This is a genomic window from Streptomyces similanensis, assembly GCF_039543625.1.
GTDB classification, from domain to species: Bacteria; Actinomycetota; Actinomycetes; order Streptomycetales; family Streptomycetaceae; genus Streptomyces; species Streptomyces similanensis.
In genome coordinates this window covers 17,822-34,629 of record NZ_BAABKC010000125.1, presented here as the reverse complement: position 1 = coordinate 34,629, position 16,808 = coordinate 17,822, and the positions used below count along the sequence as shown (strand labels likewise).

17 protein-coding genes are annotated in these 16,808 nt (G+C 70.4%); 9 read left to right on the top strand and 8 right to left on the bottom strand.

What is annotated here, in order from left to right; translation table 11 throughout:
• Positions 1-65: 65 nt before the first annotated feature.
• Positions 66-317, bottom strand: coding sequence for a hypothetical protein (locus ABEB07_RS34240; protein WP_345671944.1), 252 nt, complete (start codon positions 315-317; stop codon positions 66-68).
• Between ABEB07_RS34240 and ABEB07_RS39360 the strand changes: the two genes are divergently transcribed.
• Positions 309-839, top strand: coding sequence for a transposase (locus ABEB07_RS39360; RefSeq protein ID WP_425589132.1), 531 nt, complete (start codon positions 309-311; stop codon positions 837-839). The genes ABEB07_RS34240 and ABEB07_RS39360 overlap by 9 nt on opposite strands.
• Before the next feature lie 217 nt (positions 840-1,056).
• Here ABEB07_RS39360 and ABEB07_RS34235 read toward each other — a convergent pair whose 3' ends face one another.
• The 6 genes from ABEB07_RS34235 to ABEB07_RS34210 form a co-directional block, all read right to left on the bottom strand.
• Positions 1,057-1,917 (bottom strand): ABC transporter ATP-binding protein, encoded by an 861-nt coding sequence (locus ABEB07_RS34235; RefSeq protein ID WP_345671943.1) that lies wholly within the window; start codon positions 1,915-1,917, stop codon positions 1,057-1,059.
• Positions 1,914-2,969 carry an ABC transporter ATP-binding protein gene (locus ABEB07_RS34230; RefSeq protein WP_345671942.1) on the bottom strand — a complete coding sequence of 352 codons (1,056 nt, stop codon included), beginning with the start codon at positions 2,967-2,969 and terminating at the stop codon, positions 1,914-1,916. Before ABEB07_RS34230 ends, ABEB07_RS34235 begins: the two co-directional genes overlap by 4 nt.
• Complete coding sequence (locus tag ABEB07_RS34225; RefSeq protein ID WP_345671940.1) at positions 2,966-3,841, bottom strand: ABC transporter permease; 876 nt, start codon at positions 3,839-3,841, stop codon at positions 2,966-2,968. Before ABEB07_RS34225 ends, ABEB07_RS34230 begins: the two co-directional genes overlap by 4 nt.
• Positions 3,838-4,788: an ABC transporter permease gene (locus ABEB07_RS34220; RefSeq protein WP_345671939.1), complete on the bottom strand. Its 951-nt coding sequence runs from the start codon at positions 4,786-4,788 to the stop codon at positions 3,838-3,840. The genes ABEB07_RS34225 and ABEB07_RS34220 overlap by 4 nt, the downstream gene beginning before the upstream one ends.
• Positions 4,785-6,443: an ABC transporter substrate-binding protein gene (locus ABEB07_RS34215; protein WP_345671937.1), complete on the bottom strand. Its 1,659-nt coding sequence runs from the start codon at positions 6,441-6,443 to the stop codon at positions 4,785-4,787. Before ABEB07_RS34215 ends, ABEB07_RS34220 begins: the two co-directional genes overlap by 4 nt.
• Before the next feature lie 231 nt (positions 6,444-6,674).
• The gene (locus ABEB07_RS34210; protein WP_345671936.1) at positions 6,675-8,390 is read right to left on the bottom strand and encodes a CocE/NonD family hydrolase; all 1,716 of its coding nucleotides are present in this window, start codon (positions 8,388-8,390) and stop codon (positions 6,675-6,677) included.
• A 103-nt stretch (positions 8,391-8,493) separates the two neighbouring features.
• Between ABEB07_RS34210 and ABEB07_RS34205 the strand changes: the two genes are divergently transcribed.
• The 3 genes from ABEB07_RS34205 to ABEB07_RS34195 all read left to right on the top strand — a co-directional run bounded on the left by ABEB07_RS34205 (position 8,494) and on the right by ABEB07_RS34195 (position 11,614).
• Positions 8,494-9,093 carry a TetR/AcrR family transcriptional regulator gene (locus tag ABEB07_RS34205; RefSeq protein ID WP_345671935.1) on the top strand — a complete coding sequence of 200 codons (600 nt, stop codon included), beginning with the start codon at positions 8,494-8,496 and terminating at the stop codon, positions 9,091-9,093.
• Between the two features lie 248 nt (positions 9,094-9,341).
• A complete protein-coding gene (locus tag ABEB07_RS34200) occupies positions 9,342-10,808 on the top strand; it encodes an amidase (protein ID WP_345671934.1) in 1,467 nt (488 codons plus the stop codon).
• 344 nt (positions 10,809-11,152) lie between these two features.
• Entirely contained in the window at positions 11,153-11,614 is a 462-nt protein-coding gene (locus ABEB07_RS34195) for a DUF3237 domain-containing protein (RefSeq protein ID WP_345671933.1), read from the top strand.
• Positions 11,615-11,684: 70 nt separating this feature from the next.
• Here ABEB07_RS34195 and ABEB07_RS34190 read toward each other — a convergent pair whose 3' ends face one another.
• Positions 11,685-12,164, bottom strand: coding sequence for a MarR family winged helix-turn-helix transcriptional regulator (locus ABEB07_RS34190; protein ID WP_425589131.1), 480 nt, complete (start codon positions 12,162-12,164; stop codon positions 11,685-11,687).
• Between the two features lie 145 nt (positions 12,165-12,309).
• On the opposite strand from ABEB07_RS34190, the gene ABEB07_RS34185 reads away from it, so the two are divergent.
• From ABEB07_RS34185 to ABEB07_RS34165, 5 genes are all read left to right on the top strand, one after another.
• Positions 12,310-13,242 carry an SDR family oxidoreductase gene (locus tag ABEB07_RS34185; RefSeq protein WP_345671931.1) on the top strand — a complete coding sequence of 311 codons (933 nt, stop codon included), beginning with the start codon at positions 12,310-12,312 and terminating at the stop codon, positions 13,240-13,242.
• A 1-nt stretch (position 13,243) separates the two neighbouring features.
• Entirely contained in the window at positions 13,244-14,131 is an 888-nt protein-coding gene (locus tag ABEB07_RS34180; RefSeq protein WP_345671929.1) for an amidohydrolase family protein, read from the top strand.
• An 11-nt stretch (positions 14,132-14,142) separates the two neighbouring features.
• A complete protein-coding gene (locus ABEB07_RS34175; RefSeq protein ID WP_345671928.1) occupies positions 14,143-15,702 on the top strand; it encodes an acyl-CoA synthetase in 1,560 nt (519 codons plus the stop codon).
• Between the two features lie 67 nt (positions 15,703-15,769).
• A complete protein-coding gene (locus ABEB07_RS34170; RefSeq protein ID WP_345671927.1) occupies positions 15,770-16,228 on the top strand; it encodes a MaoC family dehydratase in 459 nt (152 codons plus the stop codon).
• A 208-nt stretch (positions 16,229-16,436) separates the two neighbouring features.
• The gene (locus tag ABEB07_RS34165) at positions 16,437-16,595 is read left to right on the top strand and encodes a hypothetical protein (RefSeq protein WP_345671947.1); all 159 of its coding nucleotides are present in this window, start codon (positions 16,437-16,439) and stop codon (positions 16,593-16,595) included.
• Positions 16,596-16,808 lie beyond the last annotated feature (213 nt).

Sequence of the window (16,808 nt, the reverse complement as noted above, 5' to 3'; positions counted from 1 at the left end):
GCGCCCACTGCGCATCAGTCAACGGCACACCCGGACCAACGACCGACTGATCCAAACGAAACTGCCTAGACGGCGACCCGCTCGGCGACCTCGGAGCAGTCGGCTTCGACGAGCGTGATACTGCAATTGAGGCAGATGACGGAGACCATGTAGAGGTCGAGGGAGGACTCGCCGACCCAGCCGCTGTCGGCGGTCGGGAGGTTGGCGGAACCGTCCTGGGCGACCTTCGTGAAGCAGCCGTTGGACGAAGCACAGGACGACAGGCCGTAGTTCGAGCGCTGGGGTCCGTCTTCAAAGATCATCGGATCGTGGATCATGGCGGTGTCATACGCCGCCATGAACTCACCGATCACGAGTGGGAGTTACTTGCTCCACTCATACCGCGGGCTGCAACGGGCCGACCGCGAGCGGAAGACCGGCAGATCATCAACGAGACGGTCTACAAGATCCGGACCGCGATCTCCTGGCGTGACCTGCTGGAACACCCGTTTCCGCCGCTACGCACGGGACGGCGTCTTCACTCGGGCTCTCCAACAGATCCAGGCTTCCGCGGAAGCGGCCGGCGACGTCGACCGGCCCGTCCAGATCGACTCCACCATCGTCCGTGCTCACCAGCAGGCTGCCGCCACCGGCCGAAAAGAGGGATCCATTGGCCGGACGAACCGGACGATCACGCCCTCGGCCGATCCCGAGGCGAACCGACGACCAAAATCCACCTCGCCTGCGACGGCAAAGGACGTCCGCTCGCGCGCATCCACGATATGCAGACCTGCCGCCCACCAGATGCCGGGCGTTGCGCTCGGCGGGGTGGTAGTCGGGCCTCTGATCAGTGTCTCTGACGGCACCTTCCGGGCCCGGTGACACCGCCCCCAGGTCATGCTTTCGACAGGGGAAACAGTCAGGCCGGGGCCCGGAGGCCAGCGGCCCCATTGCAGGACCGCGAAAAACATAGCGGGGGGGGTGGTCCGGCTTCCGGCCCGGTCGGACGGACCTTCGTCGCGGCCGCTTCCCGCCGCCGGCCGGTCGCGTCCTGCCGCGACGTTTCGACGACTCCTGCTACTCCTCCACCGCGAGCGTTCGAGCGTGGTCGCGGCGAACCGGTTTCCAGCCGAGGCGGGGCACGGACGCGAGAAGGTCCCGCGTGTAGGGGTGCTGCGGCTCGGTGAGGACGGAGGACACAGGGCCTCGCTCCACGATCCGGCCCTGGTTCATCACGACGATGTCCTCGCAGACGTGCCGTACGACACCGAGGTCGTGCGTGATGAACAGATAGGCGACGCCGCTGTTCTCCCGGATGGATCTCAGCAGGGAGAGGATCTGCGCCTGCACGGAGACGTCGAGAGCGGCGATCGCCTCGTCCAGGAGCAACACGCGCGGGCGCACGGCGAGCGCCCTGGCGATGGCGACGCGCTGCCGCTGGCCGCCCGAGAGCGCCCGGGGCAGTGAGCCGGCCTGGCGGGCATCGAGGCCGACCTGGTCGATCAGCTCGCCCACCCGGGCGTCGAGTTCCGAACCGCGCAAGCCGGTGTGCAGAGCGACCACTTCGCTGAGACAGTCGCGGACCCGCTGCCGGCGGTCGAGCGAGGCGTAGGGATCCTGGAAGACCATCTGGATCTCCTGGGCGAACTGTCTGCGGGCAGCCCCGCGCGACCGGGGTGCGGCGAAGCGCTCCCGGCCGTTGAGGCGCACCGATCCGGCCGTCGGCGTCTCCAGGCCGGCGATCATCCGGGCGGTCGTCGTCTTGCCCGAGCCGGACTCCCCCACGACGGCCAGTGAACCGCCCTGAGGCAAGGTCAGGTCCACCCCGTCCACTGCGGTGAAATCGCCGAAGGTCTTCCGCAGCCCCCTCACTTCCAGCGCCGGTGCGTCGGTGGACGTGTCCTCGGTGGCCGCGTCCTGGGGCGTGGTGCGGTTCATGCGTGGTCCTCCTGGCGGCTCTCCGTCACCATCTCGGTCCCGGACTTCCGGGTCGGCACGGTCTCGCCCAATGGGAAGTGGCATGCCGTGATGCTGTCGCCGACGGGGCGGTGCGGCGGCCTGTCGGTGCGGCAGACTTCCTGGGCGAAGGCGCACCGCGGTGCGAACGGGCATCCGGGGCCCGCTTCGAAGGCCGACAGGGGCCGTCCCTTGACCGCTCGCAGCTCGCCGTCCCGCGCGCCCGGGTCAGGGCGGGAGGCCAGCAGGGCGCGGGTATAGGGGTGTCGGGCTCCTCCGTGCAGTTCGACCGCGGGGAGTTCCTCCACGACAGTGCCGGCGTACATCACCGCGATCCGGTCGCACACGGCGGCGGCCAGGGCCAGATCGTGGGTGATGAAGAGCATCGCCAGACCGCGCCGTACGCGGTTCTCCTCGATGATGGCCATCACTTCCGACTGGGTGGTGACGTCGAGCGCGGTGGTGGGCTCGTCGGCCAGCAGCAGCCGGGGTTCCGTGGCCAGCGCGGAGGCGATCATGACGCGTTGCAGCAGGCCGCCGGAGAGCTCCGAGGGCCGCTGGCGCAGCCTGCGGGACGCGTCGGCGATGCCGACGTCGCGCAACAGGGCCGCCGCGCTCTCCTCGGCGTCCTTGCGGCGTACCCCGCGGGTGGTGGTCAGGCCCTCGGTGAGGAAGTCGCCGATGGTGCGCACGGGGTTGATGTGGGCGCGGGGGTCCTGGAAGACCATGGCGGCCTCCCGGGAACGCATCCGGCGCAGCGCGGTCGGGTCCATCGCGGGGACGGATACTCCGTCGTAGCGGATGTCGCCGCTGAGCCGTGCGCCGGCCGGAAGCAGGCGCAGCACCGCGCGGGCGGTGAGCGACTTGCCCGAGCCCGACTCGCCGACCAGCCCTACCGAGGTTCCGGCGGGGACGGTGAGGTCGACGTGGTGCAGGACGGTACGGGATTCGCCCTTGACGGGCAGAGTGACGCGCAGTCCCTCGATCTCCAGCAGGGCGGCGGACGAGGCCTCGCGTGGGCCGGGGGTGGTCATCGGTCTTCTCCCAGAAGGCGTTGGGACAGGCCGCTGCCGAGCAGGTTGCAGGCGATGACGAACACGACGATCACCAGGCCCGCGTACAGCGACTGCTCGGCCCGGCCGGCGAGGATGCCGGAGGTGCCGCCCGCGACCATCAGACCCCATTCGGGATCCGGCGGCTGGGTGCCCAGCCCGATGAACGAGAACGCGGCCACGTCGAGCAGGATGTAGCCGAAGGACGTCGTCACCTGGACGAGGATGAGTGGCAGCAGGTTGGGCAGGAGGTGGCGCAGGCACACGCGCCAACTGGGCACCCCGAGCATGAGCAGGGCGGATATGTAGGGCAACCGGCGTTCGCGCAGGGCCGCGCCGCGCACCACCCGGGCTATATAGGGCAGGTAGGCGATGGAGAGGGTGACCACGGCGATCCTCAGGCCGGCGCCGAAGACCGCGGCCCCGGTGACGGCGAGCACCAGACCTGGGAAGCCGAAGATCACGTCGAGGGCGCCGGAGATGATCCGGTCCCACCAGCCGCCGAACCAGGCGGCGGTCACCGCGAGGAGGGTGCCCAGGACCCCGGACGCCACGGTGACAAGGGCCGGCCCGATAAGACTGGGGCGGGCTCCGTAGAGCATGCGGGAGAGGATGTCCCGGCCGGTGTCGTCGGTGCCGAACCAGTGAGCGGGCGAGCTGCCCTGGTAGACGGCCATGGGATCGACCGCGTTGGGGTCGTAGGGCGCGATGACGGGGGCGAACACCGCGACCAGCACCACGACGGCGACGACCAGGCCCGCGGCGACCAGTGTGCTCCGTCCCCGGGCCAGGGCGCGCAGCCGGCCGAACCGGCCGGGCCGCCGCACGGCTGCGGCGATCTGGTAGCTGGTCATGCGGCGCCCTCCAGCAAGAGGCGGTGGTCGAGTGCGACGGAGACGATGTCGACGACCGTGTTGACGGCGACGAACAGGACGACACTGATCAGCGCGAGGGCCTGTACCACGGCGAGGTCCTGCTTGGCAGCGCTCTGGATCAGCAGGGCGCCGACGCCGTTGAGGCCGAAGGCCTGCTCCACGACGGCGCAGCCGGCGATCAGTCCGGCGATCGCGACACCGGAGACGGAGAAGATCGGTCCGGAGGCGTTGCGCAGCACATGCTTGCGAACGACGAAACGCTCGGGAATACCGCGGCTGCGGGCGGTCTGGACGTGCTCCGAGGCGAGTTCGGTGCGGACGGCGGAGCGAGTGACCTGGGTGACGTAGGCGAGCCAGGAGGCGGCGAGCGCCAGCGCGGGCAGTGTCAGGTGTTCGACGCGCCCCCCGAAGCCGCTGCCCGCTCCGTAGGCCGGGAACCAGCCCAGGGAGACGGAGAGCCACCAGATCAGCAGGACGGCCATGACGAAGGTGGGCACGGCCATCAGTGCGGTGGTCGCCGCCGTCACCAGGGTCTCGGCCCAGCCTCCGCGTAGTGCGGCCAGGGTGCCGAGCACGACGCCCGGCACGATGATCAGGATGGCGGCGTAGGCGACGAGGAAGAGGGTGTTGCCCATGCGGTCGGTGATCAGGTGGCTGACCGAGGTGCGGTAGCTGAGGGACTGTCCGGCGTCACCGTGCAGCATCCCGCTCAGCCAGCGCCAGTAGCTCTGCGCGAACGGATCGTCGAGGTGGTACTGGCGGTGGATCTCGGCGAGCAGATGGGCGCTGGGGGGCTTGCCGCCGCCCGTGAGCAGGGTGGCGGGGTCACCGGGTGAGATGAACAGAGCGGCGTAGACGACGATGCTGGCGACGAGGGCGGTGACCACCAGCATGGCCGCCCGGCGGGCGACGAAGCGCCAGATCACGAGTCCCCCTTGCCGGTCGCGCCGAGCAGCGCGGCCCAGGGCATGTTGATGTAGGCGAAGGAGGCGGGAGCTCCGCTGAGCCGCTTGTTCAGGAACATCCGCTCGTAGGGGTTGACGATCGGCACGATCGGCAGGTCCTTCGAGTACAGGCTCTGGGCCTGGTTGAACAGCTCCGCGGAGGCGGCGGGGTCGGTGCTCGCGCGGGCTCGCTCGAGCAGCGAGACGACCTTGCCGTTGTCGTAGTGCGTCCAGTTCAGGGGCGACTTGGGCGAGGTGAACATGTCGACGTAGCCGATGGGGTCGGGCACCTCGACATATCCGAGGACCATGGTGGCGTCCAGGCCCTTGCGCAGCGTGGGGTCGTAGAACAGACCGGAGAGCTGGGTGGGCTGGAGCTGCTTGATGTCGATCTTCAGGCCGATCTTCTCGGCTCCGGCTCGCAGGAAGGTGAGCGTCTGGAGGGACTGCTGGTCCCCGGCGGCGGTGGCGACGGTGATGGTGCGACGGCGGGGAGCGGCCTCGCCGACGAGCTTCTTGGCCTTCGCGACGTCGACGGCCGGAACGGGGGGCAGCGCGTCGTAGCCCTTGGCGTAGACCTTTGCGGCGTCGCCGTTCTTCCAGATCAGCTGGGGCATGAACGTCTTCTGCTTGCGGGCGGCGCCGTCGAAGACGTTGCTGATCAAAGCATCCCGGTCGGTGACCAGGGACAGGGCCTGCGCCACCCGCGGGTCGGCGAGCGGGGAGTCGGGGCTGGTCGGATAGAGGAACACGGTCTGTGCCGAGGGCCCGTAGTAGAGGGTGCCGATGTCCGAGTTGCGCAGGGCCCTGGCGGAGGTGGAGGAGATCTCGTAGCTTCCGTCGATCTGCCCGGACAGCAGTGCGGCGGTCAGGGTGGAGCCGTCGGTGATGAACTTGAATTCGACGGTCTTGGCCTTCGGCCGGAGCGAGGTGTCCCAGTACCGGTCGTTGCGCGTCACGGTGATCGCGTCACCGGAGCGCCAGCTGGTCAGCCGGAACGGGCCGGTGCACATCAGGCCGCCCTTGGCCGTTCCGTACGAGGTGCCCGCCTTCTTGAGGTAGGCGGCTTCGTTGACCGCGCCGAAGCCGTTGACGAGGTTCTTCAGAAAGAGCGCGTCGGGGACCCGGAAGCGGACGGTCACCTGGTGGTCGCCGGAGGCGGTGATCGAGGAGACGTTCGCCAGGGCGGCGGTGTTGACGCTCTGGGTGGCGGGATCCTGCTGGCGCCGCAGGCTGGCCACGACGTCGGCTGCCGTCATCGGCCGGCCGTCCCAGAAGGTGACGCCCTTGCGCAGGTCGAGGACGAGGGTCTTGGGATCCGGCTGGTGCCAGGCGGTGGCGAGGCCGGGAGCGATGGAGTAGTCGGCGCGTAGCCGCAGCAACGGGTCGCAGAGGTTGGCCTCGACGGTGTTGGGCGAGTAGTCACCGACCTTCGCCGGGTCCAGGGTGCTGGGTTCTCCCATGGGAAGGTTCCAGGTGACGCGGTCGAGACTGCCGCCGGCGGCGGGCGTGGTGGTGGTGAGCTTCGGGGCGGCGCTGGAGTCGTCGCCGCCGTTCCCGCCGCCGGAGGAGCAGGCGGTGAGGGCGAACAGGGCGGCTGCGGCGGTGAGCGCGAGGCTGGCTCGGGGAGCGGGCATGGAGGTGCTCCTGATCGGTGCGTCGGGCTTCAGGCGAGGGGTCCTTCAAACGCGGTGCCGTGCGGGTGAGTGGCGTTCGGCCGGTGGGGGCCGTCGGGCGTTCGATGGTGCGGGTGTGCGGTGCCGGACAGCCGGTCCGGTCGGTTGCGACCAGCCGGTCACCGTTCGTGCCGCGGTTTCTCGCAGCGGCCCGGTCGCGTGGCGCCGGCCGTCTGCGGGCGGTGGCCGTGGTCAGCCGGCCATGGGCGGCGCAGTGGTGACGGTCAGCCGGGAGGGGGCCGCCGCTCCGGTGCGCAGGGTCTGGGTGCTGGGCTTGGCGACGGAGACGGTCCAGGGGTTCTCGGTGCTGCCGGAGGCGGGCAGGTACATCGGGTAGTCGCTGCTGGCCAGCATGAGCGCGAGTCGGTGCCCGGCGCGAAGCCGGTAGCCGGTGTGGCCGAGCTCGATCGGCGTCTCGTCTCCGGCCGGTTCCTGACGCACGGTGGTCTGCCCGCGCACGATCATGCGGGCGGACCCGTCGGGGGCGACGTCGAGGAGCCGGGCGAAGACGTCGAAAACCGGGGCGGAACTGGAGACGTGCAGGTCCAGGGTGACCGGTCCCGCCAGGTCCAGCGGGCTGGTGAGCGCCGGTCCGCTGAAGACGAGCACGTCGTCGCGGGCGACGGTGTCCGCGACATCGGGGTGGTGTTGCAGGTAGGCGAAGGAGTCGGGGACGGCCGAGGGAACGGGCGACTCAGGATCGTACGCCCACTGGACGCTCTCCTCGCCCTCGGTGGCCTCGTCGGCCAGGGTGCCGCCGGGAAGGGATCGCACGGCGTCGGCGGGAGCTCCCAGGTGCAGGACGTGCTCGACGGCGCCGGGCGGGGGCCACGACTCCGCGGTGCGCCAGCCGGCGTGGCCGAGTTCCCAGGTGACCCTGGCGAGCGAGGAGGCCGGGCGGGTCCCCTTGAGGAAGACCTCGAAGAACTCCACGGCCGGGCCGGTGTAGCCGGCCATCATCCGCTTCAGCGCCTCCTCGTCGGCGCCGTGGTCGTTCTCCGGCGCCACGGGAGCCAGGTCCAGCTGGTAGTTCTCGTGATCGATGGCGCCGGCCCACAGGTACTGCACGGCGTTCCACGCGGGCCGGACTGCCAGCGCAAGGTAGTCGCGCATGTTGGGCAGACCGATGTTGTCGTACCAACCCACGCAGTGCAGGACGGGGACGGGACGGGCGTCGAAGGGGTGGCGGCCCAGCGCGTGCAGGACATCGGTATGGCCGGGGGCCAGCAGGTCGAACCAGGTGGAGCGAGCGCCGATGGCGGCGAAGACCTGCTCGTACTGCTCGATGAACGGGCGCACCGTGCGGTCCGGCTCGTATTCGTAGCCGGCGTTCCCGACCCAGTGGTGGGCGTAGTACTCGATGCCCTCCAGCCATACCGGCTTTCCGGTCCGCGCGGTTTCCGAATCCCAGCGGCGGACGGTGGCGTTGAAGTCCACCGTGGTCACCCGGGGCACGATGGCGCGCAGGGCCGGATGCTCGGAGGCTACGGCGGCCCACTGGGTGAAGCCGTAGTAGGAGTCGCCGAACATGCCCACCGCGCCGTCGGACCAGGGCTGGCGGACGATCCATTCGATGGTGTCGTAGCCGTCCAGGGGCTCCCTCAGAAAGGGCAGGGTGCGGCCGCCGGAGCGGAACTTGCCGCGCACGTCCTGGACCACGACGGCGTAGCCGCAGGAGGTGAAGACGCCGGCGATGTGGTCGCTGTAGACGTACTTGCTGTTCTTGTCGTACGGCAGGCGGATCAGGACGGTGGGCAGGCCGCCGTCCGGCCGCTCCCCCTCCGTCGCGTGGTCTTCGGGGAGATAGAGATCGGTCGCCAGCCGCACACCGTCGCGCATGCGTACCCAGTGCTGCCGGGCCTGAGGGGGAACGGGTGCGGCGTCGATCCGCTCGAAGACAAGGGGCATGAAGGGCTCCGGATCGAGATAAGACGCCGTGATGTAACGGCGTTGCGTGACAACATTGCAGCAAGATGTTTTCTGGTCAACCCTCTGGTTTAGGGTTCGCAACATGCCGATTGAGGTAGACGAGGCCCGGCGACTGGACGCGATCGCCGCCGCCACCATCGAGGTAGCCCGAGAGCGCGGCGTCCGCTCAGTCACCATCCGCGCCGTCGCGGCCCGACTGGGCGGGTCGACCGCGATGGTCACCAATTACGTCTCCAGCCGCAGTGCCCTCATGCTCAACGCACTGCGCCGGGCCGAGGAGGAGTGGGCCCGGGAGATGGCAGGGGCACTTGAGGGCACCAGCGGTCCCGAGCGGCTGAAAGCCGCTCTGCGCTGGATGTGCACCACCGAGGACGACGACGAGGTTCTGCGCCGACTGATGATGGAGATCGCCAGCGCGGGAGCGGGGGCCGGCCCCGAGGTGGAGCGCAGACGGCAGGCGACCTCCCGGCGAAACCGCGAGGAGATGGCCTCCCTGGTCGCCGAGGCGGGACTGCCCGACCCGTCACTCGGCGCCGACATCCTGCACCTGGTCCTGCGGGGCTTCTGGCTGTCCACCCTGGAGGACGCCGAATGCTGGACCGCCGAGCGAGGCGAGCGGGTCACGTCGGCCGTCCTCGCCCTGCTGGGAGCCCTGCGGCCCGAGTCGGCCGCGACGGATTGATCCGGGACCTGTGCCGCGCGGTCCGACGCCGCCCCGGTCCCATGACGAACCCACTCAGGGGTTGACACGGCGTGCGGCAGGGCCGCAGTCTGACCGCGTAATACAACGTCGTTTGATCACGACGTACCGCGCGGCGCCGCCGTCGGCCGGGACTCAATCCGCCGGGCGCCGTCCGCCTCCCCCTTCTCGTACCGCCCCGCGCACCGTGCCGAAGCCGGTGGGCCAGGCCTTTTCCGAAGAGGTGTCCCTTGGGCAAGCCCGACCCGTCCACAGCCCTGTGGCAGCGTTCCGCCACCGAACTGGCCGCGGCCATCCGGACCCGCGAGGTCTCCTCCGAGGAACTCGTACGGTCCTGTCTGAACCGCATCGCGGAGACCAACCCCCGGCTGAACGCGCTGGTGGACGTGCGCCCGGAGGAGGCGCTCGCCGCCGCCCGCCGGGCCGACGCGCAGGTGGCCGCCGGCGGCGAACTGGGGCCGCTGCACGGGATCCCCGTGTCCATCAAGATCAATACCGACCAGGAGGGATACGCCACCAGTAACGGAGTGGCCGCCCTGGCGGGCCGGACGGCGACCGCCGACGCGGCGTGCGTCACCGCGCTGCGCGAGGCGGGCGCCGTTCCGCTCGGCCGATCCAATTCTCCCGGCTTCTCGTTCCGCTGGTTCTCCACCAACGAGCTGTACGGCCGGACGCTCAACCCGTGGGACGCGGACCGCACGCCCGGCGGCTCCAGCGGTGGCTCCGCCAGCAGCCTGGCCGCGGGCATGACGCCGCTCGCCCAGGGCAACGACATCGGCGGCTCGATTCGCTTCCCCGCGGCCTGCTGCGGCGTGGTGGGAGTGCGCCCCACCGTGGGCCGCGTCTCCGACTACGGGCCGCCCGCCTTCGCTGACACCCCCGACGGACCGGTGGAACTGGATTTCCCGCCCACCGTCCACAACTGCGCCGTACAGGGCCCGCTGGCCCGCAACGTGGCCGACGCCCGCCTGGCACTGCACGCCATGAGCGTCCCTGATCTGCGCATGCCACAGGGCGTCCCGGCGTTCCCCGCCGCGGCACGGCCCGCCGACCAGATCGCCGTCACCGTGGTACGGGGCAACGCCGACGTCAAGAACGACGCGGCCGTCGACCGAGCCCTTGACGCGGCCGCGGCCCGCCTGGCGGATGCCGGCTACGCCGTCGAGGAAGTCGACCAGCTGTCCCTGCTCACCGAGGCCGCGCGGCTGTGGGCACTGCTGATCACCGAGGACATCCGCCTCATCCTACCGGTCGTGCAGCAACTGGGCGACGAGGCGATCCGCACCGCGCTGGGAGGCCACTTCGGATACGCCGCCGAGGTGTGGGGCGAACGCCCCTCACTGGAGACCTACATCAACGGCTGGGCGCGGCGCGCCACCCTGATCACCCGGCTGCAGGAACTCCTCGGCAGGCAGCGGCTGCTGCTCACGCCGGCCTGCGCCGAACTCCCCTTCGAGCAGGACGCGGACCAGGCGGGGCCGGACCGCAACCGCGAGCTGTTCTCGGCCATGTGGCCGATGACCGCGGTCCCGATCCTCGGATTCCCCGCCGTCACCCTGCCGGTCGCGCTGGACGGCGGTCTGCCGGTGGGAGTGCAGCTCGTCGGCGGCCGTTTCGAGGAGGACCTCGTCCTCGACGCCGCCCAGGTCATTGAGGACCGGACGCCCGCGATCCGGGTCTGGGACCGGGAAGCCTGACACCACCCGGCGCTCGAGACACCCGCCACACTCGCGGGCCGACGCACCGTCGGCCCGCGGCAGGCGGGTCCACCAGGCCCACCCGACGCGACGGGGTGGCGGCGGGCGGGAAAGTCCGGGGTTGCTCTCCGCGGAGAGCAACCCGGCGCTCGCCGTCCGTCGACCCTCTGAAGGCATCGACACTGAAGACACAGTCCCGGCCGCCGTCCCGCGGTCGGCCGGACCACCCGGCGCGCCGTCACGTCGGCGGCACCGGAACCCGCGCTCCCCGCCGTGGAGATACGGTCGCCCCCGACCGGCCGTCGCCGAACAAGGGGGCCGTTTCGCAGAATCGGAGTACTGCCATGCCCTTCACCCCCGCTCTCGAGTTCGTCTTCGAGATCCGCGCCCACGTCGCCCGGACTCTGCACATCGGCCACGGAGAGGGAGAGACCACCGAGTTCACGCCCATCGTCGGCGGCAGTGTGCACGGCCCCCGCCTACAGGGGAAGGTGCTGTCCGGAGGAGGCGACTGGAGCAACACCCGCGGCGAGGTCTGCGAACTGGACGCGCGCTACCTGATCCAGGCCGAGGACGGGGCGGTGATCGACATCGTCAACCGGGGCTTCTACCACCCCGCACCCGACAGTCCTGACCAGTACGACGGCGACCTCCAGGTCGCGGAGGCGGGGCACTACTACCGGACCTCGCCCGTCTTCCGTACCGACGCCCCCGCCCACCGGTGGCTTTCCGAGACCGTGTTCGTCGGGCTGGCCCGTCCCGACGGCGATGACGTCGTCGTGATCCGTATGTACGCGTTGCGGTAGTCCGGCCGCGGGAACGGGTGCGGGCGTCCGGTCCGGGACGAGAACACGGAACTCCGCGCCCGGAGGCGGCTCAGGAAAGCCCGCGCCGCGCGCGGTTCAGCGCGTCCCGGAACCATTCGGTCTCGTCGGCACTCAGTTCGGCGGTCATACGGTCCTCGAGGCCCTTCGCCGGCTCGGCGTACTCGGCCAGCAGCCGACGGCCCGTGCCGGTCAGCAGGATGAGCCGCTCCCGCCTGTTGCGGGGATTGGGTTCACGGCGGATCAGATCGCGGCTCTCCAAGGCGCGCACCATGTCCGCCATGGTCTGAGCGGTGACGAAGGAATCTCGTGCGAGCTGGGCCGCCGAGACTCCGTCCTGCCGCTCCAGCACCGTCAGAGCGGTGTACTGCAGCGCGGTGATGCCGGCCGGTTTCAGCATCTCCTCAAGCCGGGCACGCACCGCCAGCTCCAACCGCTTGACCAGGTAGAGGAGCGAGGAACTCACGCGGGCACTCTCCTGTTCCTGTTCCGCGAGGCGAGTGCGGCCATGCCGTTCCTCCGCTGGGTCCATGGGACGTCGGTCACCACGCACCCTAGCCCATTGACAGCAATCCTGTTGATTGAGAAAACTGACGTTCAACAGGATTCCTGTCGATTGTTTCGGAGCGGTCGCCGTGGTCCGGCCGCCTCTCTTCTTCGCACGAAAGGTTCTTCCCATGGATCTGCACGGCAAGGTCGCCATCGTCACCGGAAGCGGACGCGGCCTGGGACTGGCCTATGCTCGGGCCCTCGCCGCGGCCGGGGCCGCCGTCGTCGTGAACGACGTCGACTCCGAGACGGTCGACGCCGCGGTCGCCACGATCACCGCGGAAGGCGGGAAGGCCGCCGGCGCTGTGGCCGCGGTGGGCGACAGCGAACAGGCCCAGCATCTGGTGGAAACCGCGGTGCGGGAGTACGGGCGCCTGGACGTCCTGGTCACCAACGCGGGCATCCTGCGCGACCGCGTGCTGTGGAAGATGACCGACGACGACTTCGACGCCGTCGTGAAGGTGCATCTGCGCGGCACCTTCACCTGCGCCCGCGCCGCCGCGGTGCACATGCGGGAGCAGGGGACCGGCGGCCGTATCGTGCTCATCTCCTCGCCCGCCGGACAGCGCGGCAACTTCGGCCAGACCAACTACGCGGCCGCCAAGGCGGGCATCGTGGCCATGGCGCGGACCTGGGCTCTGGAGCTGGCCAGGGCCGGCGTCACGGTCAACGCGGTCGTGCCCGTAGCCGCCACCGAGATGACCAAGACCATCCCGGCCTTCGCCCCGGTGATCGCCGAGTCCGAGCGCACCGGCGAGCCGCTGCCCGACTGGCTGCGCAAGGAGGAGGGCCTCGGCACCGTCGAGGACGTCGCCGGACTCATCACCTTCCTCGCCTCGGACGCCTCCCAGGACGTCACCGGCCAGGCCATCGGCATCGGCGGTGACCGGCTGGCCCTCTGGGCGCACCCCCAGGAGAAGGCGGTCGCCTTCGCCGACGGAGGCTGGAGTGCCGACGCCATCGCCGCCGAGTGGCACGCCGGCGTCGGCGCCGAGCCGGAGACCTACGGCATTCCGGCCCCCAAGGCACCCGAGGACGCTCCCACTGCGCCGGGAGCCTGAGATGAGCGACCTCGCACTCGACCTGGACCGGCTGACCGCCATCGACGTGCACACGCACGCCGAGGTGTCGAAGGACGGACACGGGGCGCTGAGCCCCGAACTGTTCGGCGCGTCCGCTGACTACTTCAAGGCCCACGGCCACCGGCAGCCCACCATCGACGAGATGGCCGAGCACTACCGTGAACGCCGCATGGCCGCAGTGGTGTTCACCGTGGACGCCGAGCACGCCACCGGACATCCACGGATCTCGAACGAGGAGATCGCCGAGAGCTGCGCGGCCCACGCCGACACACTGATCCCCTTCGCCAGCATCGACCCGCACAAGGGCCGCGCGGGGGCGAGGGAGGCACGCCGCCTGGTGGAGCACCACGGTGTCCGCGGTTTCAAGTTCCACCCCAGCATCCAGGCCTTCTTCCCCAACGACCGGATGGCCTACCCCCTGTACGAGGTGATCCAGGAACTAGGGGTTCCGGCGCTCTTCCACACCGGTCAGACGGGTATCGGCGCCGGCGTCCCGGGGGGCGGCGGAATCCGGCTGAAGTACTCCAACCCCCTGCACGTCGACGACGTGGCCGTGGACTTCCCGCAACTGCGCATCATCCTGGCCCACCCCTCTTTTCCCTGGCAGGACGAGGCGCTGGCCGTGGCCACCCACAAGCCACACGTCTACATCGACCTCTCGGGCTGGTCGCCGAAGTACTTCCCGCCGCAGCTGGTGCGCTATGCCAACTCGCTGCTCCAGGACAAGGTCCTCTTCGGATCCGACTACCCGGTGATCACCCCCGACCGGTGGCTCGCCGACTTCGAGAAGCTCGACATCAAGCCCGAGGTCCGGCCGAAGATCCTCAAGGAGAACGCCGCCCGCCTGCTCGGCCTCCTCACCGACTGAAGGAACCGCCCGTGTTGAACCAAGGCATCGGCTCCTGGCCGGCACGCAGAGCCCGCAAGACTCCCGACCGCGTCGCCGTCGTCCACGACAGCCGCACCCTGACCTACCGCGAGCTACACGAGCGGGTCCTGCGCCTCGCCCACGCCCTTCGCGCCCTGGGTACAGGGCGCGGTGACCGCGTCGCCTACCTCGGTCCCAACCATCCGGCGTTCCTGGAGACCCTGTTCGCCGCCGGGGCGCTGGGTGCGGTCTTCGTCCCGCTCAACACCCGACTGGCGGCACCGGAACTGGCGTTCAACCTCACCGACTCGGGCAGCACCGTCCTCGTCCACGCACCCGAGCAGGCCGAAACGGCCCGCACCGCGGCGGCCGAGGCGGGCGTACGGCACCGGATCGCGGTCGCGGGACCCGACGAGGACGGCGCCCTCGGCTACGAGGAACTGCTCGCCGGCGCCGAGGCCGGGCCGCTGGACGAGGCCGTGGCGCCCGAGGAACCGTGCATGATCATGTACACCTCCGGGACCACGGGCCGCCCCAAGGGCGCCGTCCTCTCCCACGCCAACATCACCTGGAACAGCGTCAACGTCCTCGTCGACACCGACCTGGCCGGCGACGAGGTCACCCTCGTCGTGGCGCCGCTGTTCCACACCGCCGGCCTCAACATGACCTGCCTGCCGACCCTGCTCAAGGGCGGCCGGGTGGTCCTCCTCAAAGCCTTCGACGCCGAACGCGTCCTGGAACTGATCGAGGACCTGGGCGTCACGTACATGTTCGGCGTACCCACCATGTACGACGCCATGGCCGCCCGCCCCCGATGGGAGGGCACGGACCTGTCCAGCCTGCGCTCCCTCAACTGCGGCGGTGCCCCCGTGCCCGCCCGCACCATCGCCGCCTACCTCCACCGCGGCCTCGCCTTCAGCCAGGGCTACGGCATGACCGAGGCGTCCCCCGGCGTCCTCTATCTGGACCGGGAACAGACCTCGGCCAAGGCCGGCTCCGCCGGGGTGCCGCACTTCTTCACCGACACCCGTGTCGTCCTGCCGGACGGCAGCGAGGCCGGGCCGGGCGAGCGCGGCGAGGTACTGGTCCAGGGCCCTCACGTGATGTCCGGCTACTGGAACCGGCCCGAGGACACCGAGGACGCCTTCGCGCAAGGCGGCTGGCTGCGCACCGGCGACGTCGCCCGGACGGACGAGGACGGGTACGCCTACATCGTCGACCGGGTCAAGGACATGTACGTCTCGGGCGGCGAGAACGTCTACCCGGCCGAAGTCGAGGACGTGCTCCTCACTCACCCCGCCGTCGCCGAATGCGCCGTCATCGGCGTGCCCGACCCGGTCTGGGGCGAGGTCGGCCGGGCCGTCGTCGTCCTCGCCCCCGGCGCCCGCGCCGACCAGGACGACATCCTCGGCCATCTGCAAGGCCGACTCGCCAAGTACAAGATCCCCAAATCCCTCGTCCTGACGGAAGCCCTGCCCCGTACGGCCTCCGGAAAGATCATCAAGCCCGCCGTCCGCGGCACGTACGGGGCCGGCCTCGGCCCCGGTACCGGCGACCGTCCGCGGGCCTGACCCACACCCGCGCACATCATCCCCTGGACGGCGACTTGCGCCGTCCGCACCATCGGAAGGATCCACCATGCCCACCACCGCGAATGGCCTCGACGAACTGAAGGCCCTGACCGGAGCCGACCTCGGCCGAACCGACTGGCTCGACATCACGCAGCAGCGGGTGAACACCTTCGCCGACGCCACCGACGACCACCAGTGGATCCACACGGACCCGGAGAAGGCCAAGGACGGCCCCTTCGGCGGCCCGATCGCCCACGGCTACCTGACGCTTTCCCTCATCATCCCGCTCTTCGGTGAACTCCTGGAGATCACCGGCACGAAGATGAGTGTCAACTACGGCCTGGAGAAGGTCCGTTTCCCCAGCCCCGTGCCGGTCGGCGCGAAGATCCGTCTGCACGGTGCCGTCGGCGCCGTGGAGGAGGTCAAGGGCAACGGCGTGCAGATGCCCCTGACGTTCACCGTCGAGGTCGAAGGCAGCGACAAGCCGGCCTGCGTCGCGCAGGCCGTCTACCGCCACTACGCCTGACCGGTCCGCCGGGTTGAGGGCACCGGCACCCCGCCGTGCCCCGCGACGAACGACGGGTGTCCCGACGCAGGCATCCCGATCGTGAACCGGGGTCGGCGGGCGGCACTCCACGCCCGCTCCCGAGCCCCCCACAGAACCCGCAGGCATCGGACCCTTCCCCCCCCTTCCGCACAGGGGAGCCTGCGGTGGGCCGCCACCCTGCGGGCGGGTGCGACGATCTCCATGCCCGCAGGGTGGTCGGCTCTCCCCGACGCCACCGACCACGTTCTGGCTCGACGACGCGCTCCGCGCCAAGGCCACCCCCACCCTGACCGGCTCCGCCACCTGCGGCCTCCTGGTCGTCGGCGGCGGACACACCGGTCTGTAAACCGCCCTCGTCGCCGAGGAACGCGACCCCTCATCTCGACATGGTCCTCGTCGGGGCCGGTGAAGACGGCGAGAGAGACGGTGCGTTCCCGGTCTCAGTCGATGGCCGCTGTCGCGGCCGGAGGCCGGACCTCCGGCGCCACCGAGCCCCACCAGGCCGCATGGCTCGCCGGGCAGACGAGAACGGCTGCCCGCCACGAGCCGACACCGCCCT